Origin of the sequence: Streptomyces sp. NPDC000134 (assembly GCF_042899225.1) — a bacterium.
Lineage (GTDB): Bacteria > Actinomycetota > Actinomycetes > Streptomycetales > Streptomycetaceae > Streptomyces.
On the sequence record NZ_JBIAZN010000004.1, the window covers coordinates 356,873 to 377,343 of the forward strand.

Here is a 20,471-nt window from a genome sequence, read left to right on the forward strand (position 1 = left end):
AGGAGAGAAGGGGTGTGCGGAGGCGGGGCTCGGCGGCCCTAGCGCATTCGCTTGCTCACGGAAGGCTCCTCGACGACCAGGACCCCTGGCGGGCGAGGGGTCCGCGCTTGCCGTGGACCTTGCTGTCCACGGCCTGGTCTTCACCCGGGGCACCCCGCCACGGACGGAGGGTTGCCGGACAGTCGGCCGGGGCCTGATGACTGTCACTCATGACCTGGTGCAGAAACGTACGGGAGGTGATCGCCGTCCCGCAACCCGTGTCCGGATCGCGGGACGTACGTCACAGGGTCCGGCCCGTCAGGCGTGGCTGGCGGCGACCCAGCGCTCCAGGACCCGGCGGGCCGCGCCCGAGTCGATCGCCTCCGCGGCGCGGTCCATCCCGGCCCGGACCCGCTCCGGCAGCGGCCCGTCGCCGGGTTCCAGGGCGACCAGCGCCGCCGCCGCGTTCAGCAGCACGGCGTCCCGTACCGGGCCGGGCTCGCCGCCCAGCAGCTTCCGGGCCACGTCGGCGTTGTAGGAGGCGTCGGCGCCGCGCAGCGCCTCGACCGGCACGATCTCCAGGCCGACGTCCCGGGGGTCGAAGGTCTCCTCGGTGACCTCGCCCTCGCGGACCGTCCACACCCGGGAGGTGGCGGTGGTGGTCAGCTCGTCGAGGCCGTCGTCGCCGCGGAAGACCAGCGCGGAGTTGCCGCGCTCGGCGAAGACCCCGGCGATGATCGGCGCCATCCGGGCGTCGGCCACGCCGACGGCCTGGGAGCGGACCCGCGCCGGATTGGTCAGCGGGCCCAGGAAGTTGAACACCGTCCGGATGCCCAGTTGGCCGCGGGCCGCCGCCACGTGCCGCAGCGCCGGGTGGAACTTCACCGCGAAGCAGAAGGTGATCCCGGCCTCCTCGGCGACCTCGGCCACCCGCCGCGGCGTCAGCTCCAGATTGACGCCGAGCTTCTCCAGCACGTCGGAGGCGCCGGACGCGGAGGACGCGGCGCGGCTGCCGTGCTTGACGACCTTCGCGCCGGCGCCCGCGACGACGATCGCGGACATGGTGGAGATGTTGACCGTCTTGGCGCCGTCGCCGCCGGTGCCGACGATGTCCACGGTGTCCCCGGGCACCTGGATCACGTTGGCGTGCTCGTACATCGTGCGGACCAGGCCGGTGATCTCGTCCACGGTCTCGCCCTTGGCGCGCAGCGCGACCGCGAACCCGGCGATCTGCGCGTCGGTCGCCTCGCCGCGCATGATCCGGTCCATCGCCCACGCGGCCTCGTCGGCCGAGAGGTCCCGGCCGCCCAGCAGGCCGTTCAGCACGGCGGGCCAGGAACGGCCCGCCGCGGTGTCGCCTCCAGCGGGGGTCACAGCGCTCATCAGCCGCTCCTGGGTCGTGTGTGTGCGGTCGGGAGAAGTCGCCCCCCACCCTATCCAGCCCGGGACCGCGCCGAAGGGCCCCGTCCGAACACCGGACGGGGCCCTTCGATCGTCGTGTGGCGACGCGCGGAGATCAGTGGTGGCCGTGGCCGCTGGTGATCTCCTTGTACTCCTCGACGGTCGGCTTCGGGATCTGCGACCCCTCGCCGTAGTACGCGTTGTTGAGCTTGGCGCGCAGCTTCTCGGTGCTCTTGGCCTTGCGCTCGACGCCGTTGTCGTCGACCGCCGGGCCGATCTGGGCCGGCTGGTACTGCTCGTGCGCCGTGAGCGTGTAGAGCTGCTCCTGGCTGAGCGGCTCGTGCACCTCGATGAACTCACCGTGCGGCAGGCGCTTGATGATGCCCGACTCGCGGCCGTGCAGCACCTTGTCCTTGTCCCGGCGCTGGAGGCCGAGGCAGATCCGCTTGGTGATGACGAACGCGATGACCGGACCCACGAAGAAGCCGATGCGCACGAACCAGGTGACCGCGTTGATCGACAGGTGGAAGTGGGTGGCGAAGATGTCGTTGCCACCACCGATCAGCATGATCATGTACGCGGTGACCCAGGCGACGCCGAGACCGGTGCGGGTCGGGGCGTTGCGCGGGCGGTCCAGGATGTGGTGCTCGCGCTTGTCGCCGGTGACCCAGGACTCGATGAACGGGTACAGGGCGATCGCCGCGAGGAAGAGGCCGAAGATCACCAGCGGGACGAACACGCCCAGGACGAGCGTGTGACCCCAGAAGTTGATCTCCCAGCCCGGCATGGCGCGGACCAGACCCTCGGCGAAGCCCATGTACCAGTCGGGCTGAGCGCCGGTGGAGACCTGGTCGGGCCGGTAGGGGCCGATCGCCCAGATCGGGTTGATCGACGCCACGGCGGCCAGGATGGAGATGACGCCGAAGACCAGGAAGAAGAAGCCGCCGGCCTTCGCCATGTAGACCGGCATCAGCGGCATGCCGACGACGTTCTTGTTGGTCCGGCCGGGACCCGCGAACTGGGTGTGCTTGTGGTAGAAGACCAGGATCAGGTGGGCGACCACGAGCCCGAGCATGATGCCCGGCAGCAGCAGGATGTGGATCGAGTAGAACCGGGCGACGAAGTCGTCGCCGGGGAACTCCCCGCCGAACAGGAACATCGAGATGTACGTGCCCACGATCGGCACGGACAGGATCGCGCCCTGCGTGAAGCGGACACCGGTGCCGGAGAGCAGGTCGTCCGGGAGCGAGTAACCGGTGAAGCCGGTGAACATGCCGAGGACGAACAGCAGGAAGCCGAACAGCCAGTTGATCTCACGCGGCTTGCGGAACGCGCCGGTGAAGAAGACGCGCATCATGTGCACGAACATGCCGGCCAGGAAGACGACCGCCGCCCAGTGGTGGATCTGCCGGATCAGCAGACCGCCCCGGACGTCGAAGCTGATGTCCAGCGTCGACTTGTAGGCCTCGCTCATGAGCTGTCCCTGCAGCGGGACGTAGCTGCCGTGGTACTCCACCTCGTTCATCGACGGGTGGAAGAACAGCGTCAGGTACACACCCGTGAGGATGATGATGAGGAAGCTGTAGAGGCAGACCTCACCCAGCATGAAGGACCAGTGGTCCGGGAAGATCTTCCGCAGGTTGGCCTTGGCCAGGGAGTAGATCCCGAGCCGGCCGTCGGCCCAGTCGGCGACACGTTCGCCGGCCGGTGCCTTCCCGCGGGAGCGGGTCGTGGTGCTCTTTTGAGTGCTCATCCGCGCTCCCAGAATGCAGGACCGACGGGCTCTTCGAAGTCGCCGAGCGCTTCGAGGTAACCCTCGTCGTTCACGCCGATCCGCAACTGCGGCAGGGCGTGACCGGCGGGACCGAAGATGACCCGGGCACCGTCGGACAGGTCGAAGGTGGACTGGTGGCAGGGGCAGAGCACGTGGTGCGTCTGCTGCTCGTACAGCGAGATCGGGCAACCGACGTGGGTGCAGATCTTCGAGTACGCGACGATGCCCTCGTGCGACCACTCCAGCTCGCGCTTGTCCTTGATGTCGTCCGGCTGGATGCGGACGATCATCAAGGCGGCCTTGGCGATCTCGTTCTGGAAGCCGTGGTCGTGCTCCTCCAGGCCCTCGGGCTTGGCGAAGGTGAGTGACCCCACCGCGACGTCGGAGGGACGCAGCGGCTCGTTGGTGTTCATGTTGACCAGCAGCTTGCCCTTGGACCACAGCGTGTGGCGCAGCTTGTCCTCGGGCAGCGGGCCGAGGTCGCGCAGCAGGACGACGCCGGAGAGGGGCACCAGCGCGACCGCGCCGAGCATGGTGTTCCGGATCAGCTTGCGACGGCCGATCACGGACTCCTTGGCGCCCTGCTTGAAGTCGGCGTGCACCTTGGCACGGACCTCGGGGGTGGCCTCGATCGCGTGCCGCTCGTCGGCGACCTCGACGTCGGACATCAGGGTGCGGGCCCAGTGGACCGCGCCCGCGCCGATGCAGAACAGCGCCAGGCCCAGGGTCAGGCCGAGGGCGAAGTTCAGCGCGTTGATGTGGCCGAGCGGGAAGACGTAGACCGACTTCTCGTGGTCGATCGCCACGAAGGAGGCGATGAAGCCGATGGTGGCCAGCATCGACACCGTGAACAGCAGGGCGACGCTGCGCTCGGAGCGCTTGGCGGCCCGCTCGTCGACGTCCTGGACGCGGTGCTCGTGGGGCGGCAGCCCCGGGTCGGCGAACGGGTGCTTCTCGTCCGCGACCTCGCCGCGGGCGGTGGCCTGCGCGGCGGGCAGGTTCTCTTCTGGAATGTGTTGGCTACTCATGACTTCTTGGCCTTTGCGGTCCGAGCGGCGACCCACACGGCGACGGCGATGAGGGTGCCGAGGCCGAAGATCCAGCCGAAGAGGCCCTCGGCGACCGGCCCGATGCCGCCCAGCTCGAGGCCGCCCCGGCTCACGGTGTCCTCCCCGTTGACCGCGTTCAGGTACGCGATGATGTCCTTCTTGTTCTGTTCCGTGAGCGTGCTGTCGGGGAACGAGGGCATGTTCTGCGGACCGGTCTGCATGGCCTCGTAGAGGTGCTTGGCCGACACGCCTTCCAGATTCGGCGCGAACTTGCCGTGGGTGAGGGCACCGCCCTTGCCCGTGAAGTTGTGACACTGCGCGCAGTTGGTGCGGAACAGCTCACCGCCCTTGGCGATGTCCGCGCCCTCCGGGCCGTACTGCTGCTCGGTGGGGATGGACGGTCCGGCGCCCAGCGAAGCGATGTACGCGGCGAGCTGGTCGATCTCGGCCTGCGAGTAGATGTTCTTCTTCTTCGGGACCTGGGCGCCCGGCTGCTGGGCCGGCATCCGTCCGGTGGCCACCTGGAAGTCGACGGCCGCGGCGCCCACGCCCACCAGGCTGGGGCCGTCGGTGGTGCCCTGACCATCGGTGCCGTGACAAGTGGCGCAGCCGACGGCGTAGAGCTGCTTGCCCTCTTCGATGGCGAGGGACTGGGCCGTTTCATCGGCCTGCGCCTTGTCCGCGGGCGCGAACACGGCGTAGAGCCCCCCGGTGCATGCCAGCGCGAGGAGTAGGACGACGAGTGCCGCCAGCGGATGGCGTCGTCGTGCGGAGAGCTTTTTCACGGATTACCCCGGTGTCAGGATCTTCTGCGTCGATGCTTCTGGAATGGCGCGGGAGCGGTCCGCGCCTACTTGATCATGTAGATCGTGGCGAAGAGGCCGATCCAGACGACATCGACGAAGTGCCAGTAGTAGGACACGACGATGGCGGCGGTCGCCTGCTCGTGGGTGAACCTCCGGGCCGCGTAGGTGCGGCCGAGGACCAGCAGGAAGGCGATGAGACCGCCCGTCACGTGCAGGCCGTGGAAGCCGGTGGTCAGGTAGAACACCGAGCCGTACGGGTCGGACGAGAGCGAGAGGCCCTCGTGCTTGACCAGCTCGGTGTACTCGAACACCTGACCGCCGATGAAGATCGCACCCATGACGAAGGTGACGATGAACCACATCCTGAGCTTCTTCACGTCCCCGCGCTCGGCGGCGAACACGCCGAGCTGACAGGTGAGGGAGGAGAGCACCAGGATGACGGTGTTGGTCCCCGAGAACGGGAAGTTCAAGGCGTCCGCCTTCTCACTCCAGAACTCGGGACCGGTCACCGATCGCAGGGTGAAGTACATCGCGAAGAGGGCCGCGAAGAACATCAGCTCGGAACTCAGCCAGATGATGGTTCCGACGCTGGTGAGGTTCGGCCGATTGACCGACGGGTGCGCGTGCCCGGTATCTACTGTCGTTGCTGTCGCCACGACCGACATTATGTCGGTCGCTTATCCCGCCCTCACTCCCGGGGGTGCCGTTCGGAGTGTTCGCCCTCCCTGTACTGCCCGGATGGCCCAGCCGACCGCGCGTGGCGGCCGTGTTCCGGGCGCTGTTGACGGGGTGTGGGAGGGAGTAGCATCCGGCGCAACGGGCTCCTACGTATCGGAGGAAGCATGCAGCCGACCGCCACGGTGCTGGTCTACAGCGACGACTCCAACACCCGCGAACAGGTACGGCTCGCCACCGGCCGCAGGCCGGCTCCGGACGCTCCCGTGGTGGAGTTCGTCGAGTGCGCGACGCCGGCCGCCGTGCTCAAGGAGCTGGACAGGGGCGGGATCGACGTCTGCGTGCTGGACGGCGAGGCCGTGCCGATGGGCGGCATGGGCATGTGCCGCCAGATCAAGGACGAGGTGTTCCGGTGCCCGCCGGTGCTGCTGCTGATCGGGCGGCCGCAGGACGCCTGGCTGGCGACGTGGAGCCGGGCGGACGCGGCGGTGACGCTGCCGGTGGAGCCGGTGGAGTTCGCCTCCGCGCTCGCCGACCTGCTGCGGCAGCAGAAGCTGCAGAGCGCCTGAGGGGGCGCTCGCTCAGGCGGCCGTCGGGCGGAGGCGGGAGGCGTCCTGCGGTCCCGGGGCGTTGACGCCGCCGCCCAGCACGGCGCTGCCGGTGCGCCACTTGTCCCAGTCGAGGTTCCAGTCCCCGAAGCCGTTGCCGAAGGTCTCCATGGTGTCGCCGTAGGAGTTGACGACCTCGACCAGGTCGCCCTCGCGGACGGTGTCGAAGAACCACTCGGCGTTCTCGGTGCTCATGCCGGTGCAGCCGTGGCTGACGTTGGCGGAGCCCTGCGAGCCGACCGACCAGGGGGCGGCGTGCACGTACTCGCCGCTCCAGGTCACCCGGGTGGCCCAGTGCACCGGCAGGTCGTACGCCTCGGAGGAGCCCTCGGCGATGCCGACGGTGGTGCTGCGCATCCGCACGAAGGCTTCCTTGCCGAGCACCACCTTGACGCCGTTGCGGGTCTCGAAGCCGGGCTTGCCGGTGGTGACGGGGATCTGCTTGATCTCCTCGCCGTCGCGGTAGACGGTCATCGTGTGCGACGAGGCGTCGGTGACGGCGATGACGCGGTCCCCGGTGGTGATCTTCAGGGGCTTGGCGGTGCCGCCCCACGTCCGGTCGCCGACCTTGATGCCCTCCAGGGCGCTGCGGGCCCGGACGGTGGCGTGCGCGGGCCAGTAGTCCCTGGGCCGGTAGTGCAGTTCCTTGTCGTCCACCCAGTGCCAGGCGCCCTCCACGGCGGGCGTGGACTCCACCCGCAGGGCCCGTTCCACGACCGCCCGCTGGGCGGGGTCCCCGACCGGCCGGCTCAGCTCCGCGGTGATCGGCTGGCCGACGCCGTAGGTGCCCGCCTTGGGCCCGAAGGCCACGTCCAGGCGCTGCTCGGTGGTGGGCCGGCCGGTCTCGAAGGTGAGCACCTCGCGGCCGGGCGCCCCGTCCGGGTCCTCGGTGCTGACCCGGACCGTGTAGGAGGTGTTCGCGGCCAGCGGTGAGGTGCTGTGCCAGCGGGCGCCGTCGGCGGAGAGTTCGCCCGCCAGGTAGCGGCCCGCCCGGTCCACCGCCGTGACGTCCGTGATCCGCCCGTCCGGGCCCTGGGCGACGACCTCCAGGGGTTTGTCCGGGTCGGCCTTCTTGCCGCCGCCCGCGGGCCCGTCGAAGGAGATCTGGCCCGCCGCGTCGTAGGGCCTGGCCGCCAGCGGGTCGTCGTCGCCGCCGCAGCCCGCGCAGGCCGCGCCGAGGGCCATCGCCAGCAGCGTGCAGCCGACGGCGGTGCGCCCCCGGGCCGGGGAGTTCACTGAGTGGCTCATGGCCTCAACGTAGGAAGGTTCCCCGGCGGCGGCACGGCGGGTCGCCCGGACGGGTGAGGCGGTGGCGCACGACGAGGGGCCCGGACGCTCCTGACGGAGTGTCCGGGCCCCTCGCGGTGCTCGGTCGTGCTACTGGGTGCGGTTCTCACCGCGGTAGTACTCGAAGACCCAGCCGAAGAGACCCATCAGGATCAGCGGCGCCGAGAAGAACATCAGCCACCAGCCGATGGCGATGCTCATGAAGGCGAACGCGCCGCCGATGCCGAGGAAGAGCGGCTGCCAACTGTGCGGGCTGAAGAAGCCGACCTCGCCGGCGTCGTCCGCGACGTCCGCGTTCTTGTTGTCCTGCGCGCCCGCGTCGACCCGCTTGGCCGTGAAGCCGAGGTAGAAGCCGATCATGATCGCGAGCCCGAAGGCCAGGAAGAGGGCCGTGGTGCCGGCCGGCTCCTTCGACCACACGCCATAGACGATCGCCATGACGAGGATGAAGAAGCTCAGCCACATGAACATCTTGCCCTGGATCTTCACTTGCCGGCCTCCTTGCCGCCAGCGAGGGCCTTGTCGTCGTGACCGACGTTCTCGAGCTGGTCGAGCGCGGAGATCTCGGGGTGGTGCAGATCGAACGCCGGGGATTCGGAGCGAATCCGCGGCAGGGTGAGGAAGTTGTGCCGCGGGGGCGGGCAGGAGGTCGCCCACTCCAGCGAACGGCCGTAGCCCCACGGGTCGTCGACGCCCACCGGCTTGCCGTACTTGGCCGTCTTCCAGACGTTGTAGAAGAACGGCAGGATCGACAGGCCGAGCAGGAAGGAGCTGATCGTGGAGACCGTGTTCAGGGCGGTGAAGCCGTCGGCCGCCAGGTAGTCGGCGTACCGGCGCGGCATGCCCTCGGCGCCCAGCCAGTGCTGGACCAGGAAGGTGCCGTGGAAGCCGATGAACAGCGTCCAGAACGTGATCTTGCCGAGGCGTTCGTCGAGCATCTTGCCGGTCCACTTCGGCCACCAGAAGTGGAAGCCGGCGAACATCGCGAAGACGACCGTGCCGAAGACGACGTAGTGGAAGTGCGCCACCACGAAGTACGAGTCCGAGACGTGGAAGTCCAGCGGCGGGGCCGCGAGGAGCACACCGGTCAGACCACCGAAGAGGAAGGTGATCAGGAAGCCGGTGGACCAGAGCATCGGCGTCTCGAAGGAGAGCGAGCCCTTCCACATCGTGCCGAGCCAGTTGAAGAACTTCACACCGGTGGGCACCGCGATGAGGAACGTCATGAAGGAGAAGAACGGCAGCAGCACGCCGCCCGTGACGTACATGTGGTGGGCCCACACCGTCACCGACAGACCGGCGATGGCGATGGTGGCGCCGATCAGACCCATGTAACCGAAGATCGGCTTGCGGGAGAAGACCGGGATGATCTCACTGACGATGCCGAAGAACGGCAGCGCGATGATGTACACCTCGGGGTGGCCGAAGAACCAGAACAGGTGCTGCCACAGCAGCGATCCGCCGTTGGCCGGGTCGAAGACGTGGGCGCCGAACTTGCGGTCCGCCTCCAGCGCGAACAGCGCGGCGGCCAGCACCGGGAAGGCGAGCAGGACCAGCACACCGGTCAGCAGCACGTTCCAGGTGAAGATCGGCATCCGGAACATCGTCATGCCGGGCGCGCGCATGCAGATGATGGTGGTGATGAAGTTGACCGAGCCGAGGATCGTGCCGAAGCCGGAGAAGGCCAGACCCATGATCCACATGTCGCCGCCGATGCCCGGCGAGTGCACCGCGTCGGACAGCGGCGCGTAGGCGAACCAGCCGAAGTCGGCCGCACCCTGCGGGGTGAGGAAGCCGCCCACGGCGATCAGCGAGCCGAACAGGTACAGCCAGTAGGCGAACATGTTCAGCCGGGGGAACGCCACGTCGGGCGCGCCGATCTGCAGCGGCATGATCCAGTTCGCGAAACCGGCGAACAGCGGCGTCGCGAACATCAGCAGCATGATCGTGCCGTGCATCGTGAACGCCTGGTTGAACTGCTCGTTCGACATGATCTGCAGGCCCGGCCGGGCCAGCTCGGCGCGCATGAACAGCGCCATCACGCCACCGATGCAGAAGAACGCGAACGACGTGGCGAGATACAGCGTGCCGATCGTCTTGTGGTCGGTGGTGGTCAGCCACTTGACGACGATCTCACCACGCCTCTGGCGCCGGACCGGCAGCTCATCCTGGTAGTGGGACCCTGCTGCCGCGGCACCCTGGGGTTCGTTGAGGATGCTCACAGGATGTTCGACTCCCGGTTCTTCTCGTGCTCGGCCTGCGCGATGCCGGCGGGCACGTAACCGGTCTGCCCCTTCTTCACGAGGTCCTTGAGGTGCTGCTCGTAGCGCTCGGGGGAAACGACCTTCACGTTGAACAGCATCCGGGAGTGGTCGACGCCGCACAGCTCGGCGCACTTGCCCAGGAAGGTGCCCTCCTTGTTGGGGGTCACCTCGAAGGCGTTGGTGTGGCCCGGGATGACGTCCTGCTTCATCAGGAACGGCACCACCCAGAAGGAGTGGATGACGTCCCGCGAGGTCAGCACGAACCGCACGCGCTTGCCCTCGGGCAGCCACAGGGTCGGGCCCGGGTTGTTGGTCTGCGGGTTCCGGGTAGCGGGGGTGCCGCAGTCGTAGACGCCGCCGGCGTCGGCCGGGAAGTCGTCCTTGTAGCGGTCCGGAATCGCGTCGAGTTCCTTGGCCGTCTTGGCGTCACCGGTGGAACCGTCGACGCCCTCGACGTAGTTGAAGCACCAGCTCCACTGGAACCCGACGACGTTGACCGTCACGTCGGGCTTCTTCTCCAGCCTGAGCACTTCGGACTCGTCGCGGGCGGTGAAGTAGAAGAGCACCGAGACGATGATGAGCGGAACCACCGTGTACAGCGCCTCGATGGGCATGTTGTACCGGGTCTGCGGAGGAACTTCGACCTTGGTGCGGCTGCGCCGGTGGAAGAAAGCACTCCACAGGATCAGGCCCCACACCAGCACGCCGACGGCGAGCGCGGCAGCCCAGGAACCCTGCCACAGGGAGAGGATCCGCGGAGCCTCTTCCGTGGTGGGGGTGGGCATACCAAGGCGGGGGAAGTCCTCCCATGTGCAACCGGTGGCGGTCGCCAGGACCAGGCCCGCGGTCAGTGCCTGCAGCAGCTTCCGCCGCATCGGGCGCCGCGGCGAGCGGTCGGAGCCGTTGGGACTCACGTAGCGCCTTCCCGAGAGTCTCGCCCGCGCGGTCGGCTGCGGCCTTCTCGCTGGTCGGTCGCCGCCCTGCGTCGGGCAGGGGTTTGGATGTTTATGCGGACCAAACCCTAGCCGACGCTCTCCGGGGGTTCGCGGGGAGGGGTGCCTAGTGAGCGGGGTGGTTCGCTGGTTTGGCGGGTGCGGGCCGGGTCGCGTTGCCCGCGCGGTTCCCCGCGCCCCTTGGGGCGTCCGGGTGAGCCTGGGTCTAGCGTTCGGGGTATGTCCTATTTCGACGCGGCGTCCTCCGCTCCTCTTCATCCCGTGGCGCGTCAGGCGCTGTTGGCCTCGCTGGACGAGGGGTGGGCCGACCCTTCGCGGTTGTACCGGGAGGGGCGGCGGGCCCGGCTGCTGCTGGACGCGGCGCGGGAGGCGGCGGCGGAGGCGGTGGGGTGCAGGCCGGACGAGCTGGTCTTCACCTCGTCCGGGACACGCGCCGTGCACGCCGGTGTCGCCGGGGCGTTGGCCGGGCGGCGGCGGGTCGGGCGTCATCTGATCGTGTCGGCCGTCGAACACTCGTCGGTGCTCCACGCGGGTGAGGCGCACGAGGCGGAGGGCGGCACGGTCACCCGGGTCGGCGTGGCCCGTACCGGCGCGGTCGATCCGGCGGCGTACGCCGGGGCGCTGCGCGCGGACACGGCGCTGGCCTGTCTGCAGTCGGCCAACCACGAGGTGGGCACCGAACAGCCGGTCGAACAGGTGGCCGAGGCGTGCCGGGCGGCGGGGGTGCCGCTGCTGGTGGACGCGGCCCAGTCGCTGCCCTGGGGGCCGGTGGCGGGCGGCTGGTCGCTGCTGACGGGGAGCGCGCACAAGTGGGGCGGGCCGTCGGGGGTCGGGCTGCTGGTGGTCCGCAAGGGCGTACGGTTCGCCCCCCAGGGACCGGCCGACGAGCGGGAGTCGGGCCGGGCGGCCGGGTTCGAGAACGTCCCGGCGATCGTGGCCGCGGCGGCGTCGCTGCGGGCGGTACGGGCCGAGGCCGCCCAGGAGGCGGCGCGGCTGAGGGAACTGACGGACCGCATCCGGGCCCGGGTTCCCGCTCTCGTCCCCGACGTGGAGGTGGTCGGCGACCCGGAGCGGAAGCTGCCCGGGATCGTCACCTTCTCCTGTCTCTATGTCGACGGGGAGACTCTGCTGCACGAGCTGGACCGCGCCGGCTTCTCGGTCTCCTCCGGCTCCTCCTGCACGAGCAGCACGCTGACGCCCAGCCATGTGCTGCGCGCGATGGGCGTCCTCAGCGAGGGCAACGTACGGGTCTCGCTGCCGCCGGGGACGGCGGCGGCCGATGTCGACCGCTTCCTGGAGGTGCTGCCGGGGGCGGTGGCGGGGGTGCGGGAGAAGCTGGGAGCGCCCGCGCCGGCCACCGCGGCCGGGGCGAAGGGGGACACCCTGGTGGTCGACGCCCTGGGCAAGCTCTGCCCGCTGCCGGTCATCGAACTCGCCAAGGTCATCGGCACCGTCCCGGTCGGCGGCACCGTCCGCGTCCTCGCCGACGACGAGGCGGCCCGCCTGGACATCCCGGCGTGGTGCGAGATGCGGGGGCAGGAGTACGTGGGCGAGGAGGCGGCGGAGAAGGGGGCGGCCTACGTGGTCCGCCGGACGAGGTAGCGCCCGTCCGGGGGGCGAGGTGCGTCGATACGCGGGCACCGCCGCGGGGGCGCGACCGGCCCCCGCACCCGCACCCGCACCCGGCAACCTCACCCCAGGTGCGCCTGCACCTCCGCGGCGGCGGCGTCCCCGTACGCCTTGGTGAAGCGCTCCATGAAGTTGCCCCGCCGCAACTGGTACTCCTGCGTGCCCACCGTCTCGATGACGAGCGTCGCCAGCATGCAGCCGACCTGCGCGGCCCGCTCCAGGGAGACCCCCCACGCCAGCCCGGACAGGAACCCGGCGCGGAAGGCGTCGCCGACGCCGGTCGGGTCGGCCTTGCGCTCCTCGTCGGGGACGCCGACCTCGACGGTTTCCCCGTCGGCCCGCTCGATCCGCACCCCGCGCGCCCCGAGGGTGGTGACCCGGTGGCCGACCCGGCCGAGGATCTCCTCGTCGCTCCATCCGGTCTTGGACTCGATGAGCCCCTTCTCGTACTCGTTGGAGAAGAGGTACGTCGCCCCGTCCAGCAGAATCCGGATCTCGTCGCCGTCCATCCGGGCGATCTGCTGGGAGAAGTCGGCGGCGAACGGGATGTTCCGCGTCCGGCACTCCTCGGTGTGGCGGAGCATCGCCTCGGGGTCGTCGGCGCCGATGGAGACCAGGTCGAGGCCGCCGACCCGGTCGGCGACGGTCTTCAGCTCGATGAGGCGGGCCTCGCTCATGGCACCGGTGTAGAAGGAGCCGATCTGGTTGTGGTCGGCGTCGGTGGTGCACACGAAACGGGCGGTGTGCAGCGTCTCGGAGATCCGCACCGAGTCGGTGTCGACGCCGTGCCGCTCCAGCCAGGCCCGGTACTCGCCGAAGTCCGCGCCCGCCGCGCCGACCAGGATCGGCCGGGTGCCGAGCTGGCCCATGCCGAAGGCGATGTTGGCGGCGACACCGCCCCGGCGGACGTCGAGCTGGTCGACCAGGAAGGAGAGCGAGACCGTGTGCAGTTGGTCCGCGACGAGCTGGTCGGCGAAGCGGCCGGGGAAGGTCATGAGGTGGTCGGTGGCGATGGAGCCGGTGACTGCGATGCGCACGGCGTGGACTCTCTCCTGGGGGAGGCGGGTTGACAGCTCACGCTACCCGGTCGGCGCAGTGCCGCTGAAGGCGCCGAAACTACCCGATAGTAGATCTTTCTTCGCGGGCTCCAGCGTGCCTACGGTGCCGTCATGACGAACCTCGAGCCCCACCCGTCCGTCCCGGCCGACCGCGACGAGACCCTGGCGTCGCTGCGCGGCGACTGCGCCCGGATGGCTCCGCACTGGCCGGCCGACGCGCGGGCCGCCGCCCGGCCGGTTCCGCCGTCGCTGATCCACGGGGTGCGGGTGCCGCCGGCCTCGGCCAGGCTGCTGGACGCGATGTCGGAGTACGGCGACTGAGACCGGCGCCGGGAACCGGATGCCGGGGTGCCGCGTCCCATCGCCGTCCCCGGTCAGGTGAAGGAGCGATGCGGTGAACAGCGAGCGAGCCGACCATGACACGGACGCCGGCGCCGAGGGCGCGGCCGGCCGGCGGCGCCGGGGCGCGGTGACCGCCTCGGTGGCGGCGGCCGTGCTGCTGGCCGGGGGCGGCGGGGCGTATCTGACGGCGACCGCCTCGGACGGCTCCGGCGATCCCGGCGGCGCCGGCGGCGGTACGGCGTCGGCGGCGCCGGGCGGGGACGGCACTCCCCCGCCGCTCGCCCTCGACGGGTACCCGGCGCCCTCCGACGGCACCGGTACGTACCGGGCCCGGGGCGCGCTCCCGGACGGGCCGGACTCGGCGCCGGTGTACCGGGCGGCCGGCGAGGTGACGAAGGAGGAGGTCGCGAAGCTGGCGCGGGCGCTCGGCCTCGACGGGGCGCCGGTGGCGCGCGGGTCGGCGTGGACGGTGGGCGCGGACGGGGACGGGTCGGGGCCGGCCTTGCGGGTGACCCGGCAGGCGCCGGGGACCTGGACGTTCCGGCGGTACGCGCCGGGCACCGACGACTGCGCCAAGGGGTCCACTTGCCTGATCGCCCCGACGGCGGCGGACCCGGTCGGCGAGGCGGCGGCGAAGAAGGCGGCGGCGCCGGTGCTGGAGGCGGTGGGGCAGGACGGCGCCGATCTCGACGCCGGGCAGGTGATCGGCGCGCAGCGGGTGGTGAACGCCGACCCGGAGGTCGGCGGGCTGCCCACCCATGACTGGACGACCGGGGTGACGGTCGGCGCCGGGGGCGAGGTGGTCGCCGGGAGCGGGCGGGTGAAGGCGCCGGTGAAGGGCGACACGTATCCCGTCCTGAGCGCGGCGAAGACCCTCGCCCTGATGAACACGGGTGCGGCGGCGGGGGCCGGTGCGGGCACCGGAAGCTGCGCCAGTGCCGTACCGCTGGACGGCCGGCCGGGGGCGGCGTGCGGGTCGGCCGGTGCGCCGAAGGAGACCGTGACGGTGGAGCGGGCGGTGTTCGGGCTGGCCGCGCACACGGTGCGGGGGCGGCCGGTGCTGGTGCCGTCCTGGCTGTTCGAGGCGCGGGCGCCCGGTGCGCGGACCGGGTTCACCGTGCCGCGTCCGGCCGTCGACCCGGCGTACCTGCCCTCGCCCGCTCCCCGGCCGTCGCAGGAGCGGGGAGTGCGGGTGACCGGGTACACCACCGCCGGCCGGGAACTGACCGTGGCCTTCACCGGCGGGGTCTGCGCCACGTACGACGCGAAGGCGGCCGAGGACGCCGGCCAGGTGAAGGTGACCGTCACCGAGAGCTCCGACCCCGAGAAGGTCTGCGTCCTGATCGCCGAGGAGTACGAGCTGACCGTGCCCCTGGCGAAGCCGCTGGGCGACCGGACGGTGGTCGGCCGGGACGGCGAGCGGGTCCCGCTCGCCGAGCGGGGCGCGCGGCTACCGGCGCCCGCACAGGGCCGGTGACATACGAGGGCGGCGGCCCGGGAGATCCCCGGGCCGCCGCCCTCGTCGGTCCGTCCGAGCCGGCCGCGGCCTGGGGCCTGTCGTTCTGATCAGCCCTCGGACGCGGGGCCTGGCACGCACACCGGCATGACGCGGCGCAGTAAAGTCCCTGCGACCTGATCCGAACGGCAGACCCTAGCTGAAGGAGTCGCCGCAGGCGCAGGAGCCGGTCGCGTTCGGGTTGTCGATCGTGAAGCCCTGCTTCTCGATGGTGTCCACGAAGTCGACGGTCGCGCCGCCCAGGTACGGGGCGCTCATGCGGTCGGTGACGACCTTGACCCCGCCGAAGTCCTTCACGACGTCGCCGTCGAGGGAACGCTCGTCGAAGAAGAGCTGGTAGCGCAGGCCGGAGCAGCCGCCGGGCTGGACGGCGACGCGCAGCGCCAGGTCGTCACGGCCTTCCTGGTCGAGCAGGGCCTTGACCTTGGCCGCGGCGGCGTCGGTCAGGATGATGCCGTCGGTGACGGTGGTGGTCTCGTCCGATACGGACATCTACATCTCTCCCGGTTTGTACGGAGACTGCTTGCCGACGGTTCCAACCGGCGGGGCCGCGGATTCATTCCGCGACGGGCGGGTGTCTTTGCGTCCTCTTCTCATGCTCGCACACGCGTCGGCGTACCGAAATCGCCTCTGTAGGGAACGCAAGATCGTGAGCATGAGTTCCTACGGGAACGTCGGAATCCGCGCGTGATGAGCACTGCAGTGTCGGCTGATCATGAGCAGAAACCGTCGCTGATATCGACGGCGGTGACTGTGAGTAGTGGCGGCTCCGTCGTGGCCGAGGGCTCGACGACGCCAGCTCCGTGGCCCCGTGCCCAACTGCCCCCAAAGTCTCTTGCCGAGCAGGAGAGCCGCTGACGCTACCGGGATGTTGCGGACGATCGCCACACACGTTGGCATCACGGAGGCCGTTTCCTCGCGCGGAACCCGTGAATCGTCTCGCCCAGACTGCTGACGGCGGGGCCGGGATCGTGATGCTTGTCTGGCCTCTACCGCCACCACCCGCGACCGGCTGCGACGAGCAGCGTCTGCGGCCTGTTCAGCATGACCGCGTCCGCTGGCGCGACATCTTGTTGCGGTGAGGACGCACCGTGAGGTCGGGCACATGCCCGACCTCACGGTGCACGAATATGCAGGTCACCACAGGTGCCGCGCCTCCGGTCGGCTCAAGGTGGCCGGAGAGGGATCAGGCGCTCCGCCAAGTGATTACGCTGCGGTGATGGCGAGAATCCGAGAGATGTACGAAGCCGACATCGACGCGGTTGCCGCGCTGCGGGTGCGTGGCTGGCGGGCCGCATACGCTGGACTTGTCCCGCAGTACTATCTGGACGCAATGTCCGCTGAAGCCCAAGCCCAACAGCGGCGCGCCGGGTTCGCCTCGTCGCGCGGAACGGTCTGGGACCTGGTGGCTGTCGATGAGGATGATGTTCCGGTCGGCTGGGTCTGTTTCGGCGCGTACCGGGGCGAGACCGATGCCGCGGTGCCCGGCGAGGTTTACGCCTTGTACGTCGAGCCGACGCTGGTGGGCCGGGGCATCGGTCGCGCTTTGATGGATGCGGCGCACCATCACGCCGAGGTTGAGCGGTTTGCCACCCTGCTGCTGTGGGTCCTGCGCGATAACGTTCGGGCGCGGAGGTTCTATGCGGCTGCCGGTTACGTCAGCGATGGTGCGGTGGAGAGCAGCCTCTACGGCGAGACGGCCGTAGAGGAGGTCCGTTATCGCCGCTCGCTTGTGTCCTGAGCCCTCTGTCAGCCGGTCGACCTGCGGAGAATGGTCTCGCACCACTCGGTGATCTGTTCTCCCAGCGCCGGGGCTGCCGAGGCGGCGAACGTCCGGCCTGTCTCCCATGCCGAAATGGCCTGGACTGCGCTTCCCACGACGATGCCGGCCTTGACCTCCTGGGACAGGTCTGCGGGCCGGCCGAACCGCAACCAGCCGGCCACGAACGGCCGGGCGAGGTCCGCTTGCGTATGGCGGGCGAGAGCGCCTGCCCGGTGGGACAAGGGACGGGCCAGAGCCGTGAAGGGGTGACCGATGTACGTGGGGTGCCATTCGGAGATCTGGATCCGGCCGTCGGAAGCGTAGGTGGTGAATCCGGTCATGGCGCCGTTGACTATGACGGGCGGCAGGACGGAGGCGTCGAGCATCTCGATCGCATCGAGGACGCAGTCCTTGATCCACTTCAACGATCGTGTTCCGAAGCCTTCTCCGAGGACTTCGTGTGCCTGCCACTGCTGTACGCAGTCCTCGAGGCGTGAAGCCAGCGCTCCGCCTCCGTAAGGGGCGGCCCCGGTCAAGCCGCCCCTCATGGAGGAACGGATCTGCAGTCCGGTGGGTGCGCTTGGCGAGCTTGCGTGCGTATTCCAACGCCTCGCGGCTGACCGGTCCGTTCACCGCCGGGGCGTGCTCCCAGTCGAGCGCATGCCACTTCCGGTTCTTCGGATCCTGGAAGTACACCGTGGTGACGTCGCCGGGATCGACGGCGATCGGCCACTTCCCGGCATCCACCCCGCGATACGGACTGGGCTGGTTGCGGTAGTCGTTGAGGGCGTCACCGTTGTAGCGCAGGCCCTGGACCTCCACGCCGTAGTGCTGGATGGTGGTGCGGACCTCTTCGAGGAACTCCAAGGCCAAGTGGGGACGGGTGGGGATCCTGAGCGGCCCGGCGCGTGTGACGCCGTGCTCGAACATCTGAAGCGGGCTCAGCTTCAGACCGGGCACCTCCGGCACACAGAGCCCGCGGTGGTGGCGCCGGTGATAGACCAGCGCGATCCACTCGCGGATGATCATCTCGAGTTCGTCGATGAAGAAGTACGCCTCGTCCTCGACGTTCGCGCCGCGGCTGTGGACGTCGGAGCCCTTGTATCCCGGCAGCGCGGCGAGCAGCCCCTGGCTGATCGTGCGGAACCAGCGCTCCACCGGCTTGTCGGTCGGGGTCATCGGCCGCGCCGGCTGCAGCGAGATCCGCAGCTTGGCGCACACGCTCTGGATGTGGTTCGAGACGTAGATCTTGCCGTGGTCGAAGACGATGGTCTCGGCTGCCACCGACGGCAACAGCGGCTGCCCGTCCCGGTCGACGAGCTTCTCCGCGTCCAGCACCACGGTGGACGGCACCCCGCAGTACGGCAGCGGACCGGTCTCGGAGCCCTCGCGCGGCCGCACCGTCTCGAACAGCACCCCGGCGACATCCACCGACTTCGTGGACACCGGGGTCAGCCTCAGGCCGACGATGCAGCGGCTGTACAGATCCATGGCGACGGTGAGTTCACAGCGCACCCAGCGGCAAGTGACCGGCTCCATCGCGAACACATCCAGCGGGGTGGTGTCCAGCACCACGTACTCGCCCGGACGGGTCGCCCGCAGCCGCCCATACGTGCCCTGTGGTGCATTGGCGATCGACCGCTTGCCCTTCGTGCTGCCCTCGAACGCGTTCGTCCCCTTCGACAGCTGCTTCAGCAACTCGTAGCCGGTGGTGCGACCCGGCAGCGGGACCGTACCCTTCCCGTACTCCTTCACCAGGCGTTCCGCGATCTCGACCAAGATCAGATTCCGCACCGGTCGGCTCGCCTTGACGCGCTTGTCCAGCACCGCCCGGGCCATCTCCACCCAGCGTGGGTCGGCCCGCTCCACGACGCTGCGCGCCGGGCGATCGCGCACCAGCCCAGCCGGACCGGCCGTGCGAAACGCCGTAATCCAGCGACGGATCGTGCTCTCCCCGAGCCCGAGCTCCGCGGCCTTGGCGGCATAGCGATGCAGCATCGGCGTCCCCGGCGCGTAATCCTCCCGTGGCTCCCCGTCCAGAGCCAGGATGGCGTCGCCCAGCCGGTATCCGGTCAGCACCTCTTGAACATGCCGGACCTTTTGCGTCAGCTCGTCGTCCTCGTCATCGGTCAGGCCACCCAAGACAGCCGCTGGCGGCGCTGCTTCCTCGGCCGGGGCAGGCACGAGGATCTCCGTGGTGGGGTGTGCCAGCAGAGCCGAGATATCCACCTGCCGCAGCTTCGGCGCCCCGACGACCCCGGTCTGCTGCAACAGGATCCGACGCCCCTCGATCTCCGCCACCGTGAACTGCTCGCCGTCGTAGGCGATCGGCAGCCCCGGCCGCAGCGACGTCGTCCACTCGATCATCCGCACCTCCGCAGGACGGACTCGCCCGACAGCGGCCTGGTCAGGTCCGTGGTCAGCCGCCCCGACCACAACAGGGCCATCAGCGGCGGCCGCGCTACCTCCCTCGGGCCGCCGTTCGCCAGCCGCCGCTCCGCGACGGCCATCTCCTCGCCGTCAACGACCTCGCGCCAGGCCCGCTCGATCTCCTCGGCGGGCACCACGCCTGGATGCCGATAGCCCGCCAGGAACCGCACGTTCTCCAGCAGTACCGGATCCGCGCCCGTCCAGACCTCGTACTCCCAGCCGTGCCGTTCAACCAACCGCCCCGGCCAGGCCAGCGCCTCGGCGATCGTCGGATCCTGCGCGCGCTCCGCAGGCTTGACATTGACCACGCGCACCGTCCCCTGCCGCATGACCAGCAAGAAGTCCGGCACGTGACTGCGCACTCGACCGTCGACTCGTGCCACCACGCGGCACGGCTGCGCGAAGATGTCCACCACGGCCGGGTCGCAGTCCGCCAGCAGCAGTCGGGCCAGCTCCAACCGGCTCTCGTACACGACCTGCCCGCCGGTCGTCGCCGACGCGTACTCCCCGGAGTGGTGCAGCATGCCATGGACGGATCGCACGCGCCGCCACGGCCGCGACTCGGCCAGGTCCGCCGCCCGAAGGCGCGCGAACTGGATATCGCACGTCGATCCGTCCACGTACCGGACCGACACCATGGGAACCCGGCCCCGGCTCCGCCCCTTGCCCGAACTCCGTACCGCCATGCCAGGACCGTACGAAGGAAACGCCCAGTCCGAGTCGAAAGATCTCAGAAGGCCGACAACTGACCGCTACTGAACGTAACCAATGCTCGTGATCACCCGAATCTGCTCGGATCCTGCTCATGGTCACGCGGAAATGCTCACACGCTCGCGGATCCTAGAGCCTCATCGGGATTCACGTCACATCGACATAATGCGCATCGTCAAACTGACGTGAAGCAGTTATGATATATAGCGTCAGTTAGACGAAAACTA

Annotated in this window: 17 protein-coding genes, 1 pseudogene and 1 riboswitch; of the genes and pseudogenes, 5 read left to right on the forward strand and 13 right to left on the reverse strand. The window is 69.7% G+C overall.

The features are described from left to right. Positions 1-98: 98 nt before the first annotated feature. Positions 99-215: riboswitch (SAM riboswitch) on the reverse strand. Between the two features lie 82 nt (positions 216-297). The 5 genes from trpD to ACFY32_RS08580 all read right to left on the reverse strand — a co-directional run bounded on the left by trpD (position 298) and on the right by ACFY32_RS08580 (position 5,674). Then, a complete protein-coding gene (gene trpD, locus ACFY32_RS08560; protein ID WP_390673753.1) occupies positions 298-1,362 on the reverse strand; it encodes an anthranilate phosphoribosyltransferase in 1,065 nt (354 codons plus the stop codon). A 133-nt stretch (positions 1,363-1,495) separates the two neighbouring features. Next, positions 1,496-3,133, reverse strand: a complete 1,638-nt coding sequence (locus ACFY32_RS08565) for a cytochrome bc complex cytochrome b subunit (protein WP_359193160.1) — start codon at positions 3,131-3,133, stop codon at positions 1,496-1,498. After that, on the reverse strand, positions 3,130-4,182 hold the full coding sequence (locus tag ACFY32_RS08570; RefSeq protein ID WP_359193163.1) for a Rieske 2Fe-2S domain-containing protein: 1,053 nt from the start codon (positions 4,180-4,182) through the stop codon (positions 3,130-3,132). The genes ACFY32_RS08565 and ACFY32_RS08570 overlap by 4 nt, the downstream gene beginning before the upstream one ends. Next, positions 4,179-4,988, reverse strand: a complete 810-nt coding sequence (locus ACFY32_RS08575; RefSeq protein WP_359193166.1) for a c-type cytochrome — start codon at positions 4,986-4,988, stop codon at positions 4,179-4,181. Before ACFY32_RS08575 ends, ACFY32_RS08570 begins: the two co-directional genes overlap by 4 nt. A 65-nt stretch (positions 4,989-5,053) precedes the next feature. Beyond that, positions 5,054-5,674 (reverse strand): heme-copper oxidase subunit III, encoded by a 621-nt coding sequence (locus tag ACFY32_RS08580; RefSeq protein ID WP_359193169.1) that lies wholly within the window; start codon positions 5,672-5,674, stop codon positions 5,054-5,056. Positions 5,675-5,851: 177 nt separating this feature from the next. Here ACFY32_RS08580 and ACFY32_RS08585 point away from each other — a divergent pair, with 177 nt between their 5' ends. Continuing rightward, positions 5,852-6,253, forward strand: coding sequence for a hypothetical protein (locus tag ACFY32_RS08585; protein ID WP_359193172.1), 402 nt, complete (start codon positions 5,852-5,854; stop codon positions 6,251-6,253). Between the two features lie 12 nt (positions 6,254-6,265). On the opposite strand, the gene ACFY32_RS08590 is transcribed toward ACFY32_RS08585, so the two are convergent. From ACFY32_RS08590 to coxB, 4 genes are all read right to left on the reverse strand, one after another. Further along, positions 6,266-7,540 (reverse strand): Ig-like domain-containing protein, encoded by a 1,275-nt coding sequence (locus tag ACFY32_RS08590; protein ID WP_359193175.1) that lies wholly within the window; start codon positions 7,538-7,540, stop codon positions 6,266-6,268. Positions 7,541-7,669: 129 nt separating this feature from the next. Continuing rightward, positions 7,670-8,068 carry a cytochrome c oxidase subunit 4 gene (locus ACFY32_RS08595; protein ID WP_359193178.1) on the reverse strand — a complete coding sequence of 133 codons (399 nt, stop codon included), beginning with the start codon at positions 8,066-8,068 and terminating at the stop codon, positions 7,670-7,672. Next, on the reverse strand, positions 8,065-9,801 hold the full coding sequence (ctaD, locus tag ACFY32_RS08600) for a cytochrome c oxidase subunit I (protein ID WP_359193180.1): 1,737 nt from the start codon (positions 9,799-9,801) through the stop codon (positions 8,065-8,067). The genes ACFY32_RS08595 and ctaD overlap by 4 nt, the downstream gene beginning before the upstream one ends. Then, entirely contained in the window at positions 9,798-10,757 is a 960-nt protein-coding gene (gene coxB, locus ACFY32_RS08605) for a cytochrome c oxidase subunit II (RefSeq protein WP_359193183.1), read from the reverse strand. Before coxB ends, ctaD begins: the two co-directional genes overlap by 4 nt. 258 nt (positions 10,758-11,015) lie before the next feature. Between coxB and ACFY32_RS08610 the strand changes: the two genes are divergently transcribed. After that, a complete protein-coding gene (locus ACFY32_RS08610; RefSeq protein ID WP_390673754.1) occupies positions 11,016-12,398 on the forward strand; it encodes a cysteine desulfurase/sulfurtransferase TusA family protein in 1,383 nt (460 codons plus the stop codon). A gap of 89 nt (positions 12,399-12,487) precedes the next feature. Here ACFY32_RS08610 and ACFY32_RS08615 read toward each other — a convergent pair whose 3' ends face one another. Next, positions 12,488-13,462 (reverse strand): carbohydrate kinase family protein, encoded by a 975-nt coding sequence (locus ACFY32_RS08615; protein ID WP_390673755.1) that lies wholly within the window; start codon positions 13,460-13,462, stop codon positions 12,488-12,490. Between the two features lie 132 nt (positions 13,463-13,594). Here ACFY32_RS08615 and ACFY32_RS08620 point away from each other — a divergent pair, with 132 nt between their 5' ends. Both ACFY32_RS08620 and ACFY32_RS08625 read left to right on the forward strand, forming a co-directional pair. Beyond that, the gene (locus tag ACFY32_RS08620; protein ID WP_359193192.1) at positions 13,595-13,804 is read left to right on the forward strand and encodes a hypothetical protein; all 210 of its coding nucleotides are present in this window, start codon (positions 13,595-13,597) and stop codon (positions 13,802-13,804) included. A 73-nt stretch (positions 13,805-13,877) separates the two neighbouring features. Further along, on the forward strand, positions 13,878-15,302 hold the full coding sequence (locus ACFY32_RS08625) for a hypothetical protein (RefSeq protein WP_390673756.1): 1,425 nt from the start codon (positions 13,878-13,880) through the stop codon (positions 15,300-15,302). Between the two features lie 174 nt (positions 15,303-15,476). Here the strand turns inward: ACFY32_RS08625 and ACFY32_RS08630 are convergent, their stop codons facing one another. Continuing rightward, on the reverse strand, positions 15,477-15,833 hold the full coding sequence (locus tag ACFY32_RS08630; RefSeq protein WP_030340884.1) for an iron-sulfur cluster assembly accessory protein: 357 nt from the start codon (positions 15,831-15,833) through the stop codon (positions 15,477-15,479). Between the two features lie 841 nt (positions 15,834-16,674). Between ACFY32_RS08630 and ACFY32_RS08635 the strand changes: the two genes are divergently transcribed. Then, positions 16,675-17,082, forward strand: a complete 408-nt coding sequence (locus ACFY32_RS08635) for a GNAT family N-acetyltransferase (protein WP_390673775.1) — start codon at positions 16,675-16,677, stop codon at positions 17,080-17,082. Positions 17,083-17,784: 702 nt separating this feature from the next. Here ACFY32_RS08635 and ACFY32_RS08640 read toward each other — a convergent pair. After that, positions 17,785-19,470: pseudogene (locus ACFY32_RS08640) on the reverse strand (helix-turn-helix domain-containing protein); the annotation flags it as partial. Next, positions 19,467-20,219 carry a TnsA-like heteromeric transposase endonuclease subunit gene (locus tag ACFY32_RS08645; protein WP_359193231.1) on the reverse strand — a complete coding sequence of 251 codons (753 nt, stop codon included), beginning with the start codon at positions 20,217-20,219 and terminating at the stop codon, positions 19,467-19,469. The pseudogene ACFY32_RS08640 and the gene ACFY32_RS08645, both read right to left, overlap by 4 nt. Positions 20,220-20,471 lie beyond the last annotated feature (252 nt).

Excerpts from the sequence above, each read along its gene's own strand:
- trpD (WP_390673753.1), bottom strand. The coding sequence starts at position 1,362 with ATGAGCGCTGTGACCCCCGCTGGAGGCGACACCGCGGCGGGCCGTTCC.
- ACFY32_RS08565 (WP_359193160.1), bottom strand. The coding sequence starts at position 3,133 with ATGAGCACTCAAAAGAGCACCACGACCCGCTCCCGCGGGAAGGCACCG.
- ACFY32_RS08570 (WP_359193163.1), bottom strand. The coding sequence starts at position 4,182 with ATGAGTAGCCAACACATTCCAGAAGAGAACCTGCCCGCCGCGCAGGCC.
- ACFY32_RS08580 (WP_359193169.1), bottom strand. The coding sequence starts at position 5,674 with ATGTCGGTCGTGGCGACAGCAACGACAGTAGATACCGGGCACGCGCAC.
- ACFY32_RS08585 (WP_359193172.1), top strand. The coding sequence starts at position 5,852 with ATGCAGCCGACCGCCACGGTGCTGGTCTACAGCGACGACTCCAACACC.
- ACFY32_RS08590 (WP_359193175.1), bottom strand. The coding sequence starts at position 7,540 with ATGAGCCACTCAGTGAACTCCCCGGCCCGGGGGCGCACCGCCGTCGGC.
- ACFY32_RS08610 (WP_390673754.1), top strand. The coding sequence starts at position 11,016 with ATGTCCTATTTCGACGCGGCGTCCTCCGCTCCTCTTCATCCCGTGGCG.
- ACFY32_RS08620 (WP_359193192.1), top strand. The coding sequence starts at position 13,595 with ATGACGAACCTCGAGCCCCACCCGTCCGTCCCGGCCGACCGCGACGAG.
- ACFY32_RS08630 (WP_030340884.1), bottom strand. The coding sequence starts at position 15,833 with ATGTCCGTATCGGACGAGACCACCACCGTCACCGACGGCATCATCCTG.
- ACFY32_RS08635 (WP_390673775.1), top strand. The coding sequence starts at position 16,675 with ATGTCCGCTGAAGCCCAAGCCCAACAGCGGCGCGCCGGGTTCGCCTCG.
- ACFY32_RS08645 (WP_359193231.1), bottom strand. The coding sequence starts at position 20,219 with ATGGCGGTACGGAGTTCGGGCAAGGGGCGGAGCCGGGGCCGGGTTCCC.